Annotated in this window: 1 protein-coding gene; it reads right to left on the bottom strand. The window is 32.6% G+C overall.

From position 1 onward, the window contains the following. On the bottom strand, positions 1 to 739 hold a 739-nt coding region (locus tag BKH41_RS09925), incomplete at both ends, for a hypothetical protein (protein ID WP_180762816.1).

The following is a 739-nucleotide window of genomic DNA, read 5'->3' as shown; positions in this document are numbered from 1 at the left end:
AAAAGCCATTATGTGTTTTTTGAAATTCATCACCATAGTCATCATAGAGTTTTTGCATCTTAGGATCTCCACGTACTTGTTCCTCTTCATTGTAATTGCGTTTCTTATAAGTTGGATATTTCTCTATAAAATCAGAGAAAAATTTGTCTTTTCCAAATATTCTTTCAAATAAAGTTTTGTCATTCTCATAAAGAAAAGAAAGCATTTGATAAATAAAATCATCATAGACTCTAGAGATACAATTGGAAGGTAGCGTGCCCTTCATCCAACCAAGAGGATGTTTTAAAATATTGCTATCTTCAAAAAAATCATCAGCAGGAGCACTGCATTGATTATCTCTTTCATCTAACATTGCTTCCATAATCTTCTTGGCTCTTGCTTTGAGTTTTGGATTTCCTTTGATGATGGCTTGATAGAAAGAAGAGGAGAAACCATCTTGAAAGGAAAGCTCTTTGACCTCACAAATGATTGTTTCATTTGCTCGTTTGTTTTGAAGTAATGGATCATTTGTTTTTTGATACGTTGCAGAACACATGAAGCTTGGAGAAAAAAATAAAGGAGCATCTAAACTATCTTGTGAAGCTTTATATTCCTTCCATGCTTCTTCAAGTTCCATCTTCTCTCCATAAGCTATGTTCAATACTCCTAGAGCAATCAAACACACTGCCATTAGTTTGAATAAATATCGTATCATTGGATGATCGATAAGATTTTTGTTATTGTTATTTAAAAGCATCAA

The sequence above is a fragment of the Helicobacter sp. 12S02232-10 genome, from assembly GCF_002272895.1.
Classification (GTDB): Bacteria; Campylobacterota; Campylobacteria; order Campylobacterales; family Helicobacteraceae; genus Helicobacter_J.
The sequence above is the reverse complement of the archived record's forward strand: the minus strand, read 5'-3'. Positions and strand labels throughout refer to the sequence as shown.